This is a genomic window from Streptococcus parasanguinis, from assembly GCF_001578955.1.
GTDB classification, from domain to species: Bacteria; Bacillota; Bacilli; order Lactobacillales; family Streptococcaceae; genus Streptococcus; species Streptococcus parasanguinis_U.
Map to the genome: position 1 here is coordinate 577,016 of NZ_KQ969690.1, position 1,840 is coordinate 578,855.

Below are 1,840 nucleotides of genomic sequence, written 5' to 3' on the forward strand. Positions count from 1 at the left end.
TTTTGACGGACTGGTTCAAGCGCTACCATCATTTGGATGGTTGAACAGTTTGGACAAGAGATAATTCCGTTATGAGCATCAAGAGCATGTGCATTCACTTCAGGAACTACCAATGGGACATCCGGATTTTGACGGAAATATGAAGTGTTATCAACCACTACTGCGCCTGCTTTCACCGCATAAGGTGCATATTTGGCAGATGTTGAACCACCAGCTGAGAACAGAGCAATATCAACGCCTTCAAATGCGTCTTCAGTCGTTTCTTCGATGGTCACGTCTTGACCTTTAAATTGCAAGACTTTCCCTGCAGAACGTGCAGACGCAAGGTAGCGAATTTTATCGATTGGAAGAGTAGATTCTTCCAACATTTTGATCATTTGAGCACCAACGGCACCTGTAGCACCGACAACAGCAACTGTGTATCCCATAGTAAATCCTCTTTCAAAATTTTCTAAAAATTGAGTATTTGTACCATTATACAATTTTTTGGCATAAATGAAAAGTACCAACAGTAGGAAAAAATCCTGATTCTAGGATCAGGATTGTTGATGGTTATTTATCATAAATAGCTCTTTAGTTCAGGTCATAGTTCAAGTCACTTAAATCTTTCTTACCTTGTGTTTCTTCAGCAAGAAATGGAACTTGATGGATCCCCTTTACACCTGCTACGATAGACGCCGGAAATGAAACAATTTCTTGATTGATGTGGCTGACATTACTGTTGACAATTCGCTTCGCTGCAGCAAGATCTTCATTTTCGTCAGCAATTTCCTTTTGTAGGGCCAAAAATTGGTTAGAAGACAAGAGCTCTGGATAGTTTTCACCCACTGCACGAATTTGTGCCAGGACATCATTTTGATTGGTAATGACTTGGTTGGATTCTTGAATAGTTGCTCCTTGGCGTAAAGCAACTAAATCAGTGAAAATCTGTTGCTCATGTTTGGCATAAGCTTTGGCTACTTTTAGCATTTCCGAAATGGTATCATAGCGTTTTACGAGAACGATATCGACCGTTCTCTTTGATTCTTCAATGGTCACTAGATAGCGATTGAGACGATTTCCTACACTAATAAACCAAATAGCCAATAGGGCAACAAATATGATTAAGCCGATAATGAGATTCATGATGCTTCTCCTTCAAAAATTGCTGTTATTTCTTTAATTAAAGCTAGTTCTCTGCATAATTTATGATATTCAGATACCAAAGATAGTTGATCAATATCTTCTGGTTTTTGGGGCGTCGGAAAGATATAGCGATCGGTATACAAAGAAATAAATAGTTTCTTGTCTTTCAAAAATACACACATGGCATTTTGAGAAATTTGTCGATCAAACCATTCCAACATCTTAGGGGTGAGAAATTTACGGGCAGACAGTTCATCCGTGCAGTAGATATTGTAATTTTCGTTATTGCGAATATCCTCGGTTTCAATCTGAACTTCAACTCCTCTGGCTCCAGGATAAACCCCATTCACCTCCCTTTTAAAAAGAAAGGATTTCTTGGTCGGAACCACCCGAAGATGACCGGAGAAATTGATCGGTAGACATAAAGAGAACACTTGTCCAAGGAAATCTGTAACTTCCACATGTTCCGTCCTCGTATGTCCATTAGATGTCCGGTAACGAGTCTCCGTATGATGGGCATAGAGATTTGACACCGTTAGCTCTTTGTCATCATGAAACGATAGTTCTTTGAAACATAGAAAATCAGTCGACCGAGGACATAAGTGCGAAAGAGCTTCAGAAGGGATGGAACCGTCCTCTTTGATCGAAGCCTTAGGAAAAACTTCCTTTAATACAGGCGTCAGGATATCATCAAGATAGATCTCATCGTTCGATC

General features: G+C 39.7%; 3 protein-coding genes. All 3 read right to left on the minus strand.

Translation table 11 applies throughout. From position 1 onward, the window contains the following. Positions 1–428, minus strand: a 428-nt coding sequence (locus SPADD19_RS06715; RefSeq protein WP_128861607.1) for an aspartate-semialdehyde dehydrogenase, incomplete at its 3' end; no start/stop codon positions are given. A 145-nt stretch (positions 429–573) separates the two neighbouring features. Next, positions 574–1,125, minus strand: a complete 552-nt coding sequence (locus SPADD19_RS06720) for a LemA family protein (protein ID WP_024055977.1) — start codon at positions 1,123–1,125, stop codon at positions 574–576. After that, positions 1,122–1,840: DUF3137 domain-containing protein (locus tag SPADD19_RS06725; RefSeq protein WP_061455576.1), on the minus strand; the 719-nt coding region annotated here is incomplete at its 5' end. The genes SPADD19_RS06720 and SPADD19_RS06725, both read right to left, overlap by 4 nt.

What these genes read in the sequence shown, in the direction of transcription:
- SPADD19_RS06720 (WP_024055977.1), bottom strand. Translation starts at nt 1,125, where the DNA reads ATGAATCTCATTATCGGCTTAATCATATTTGTTGCCCTATTGGCTATT.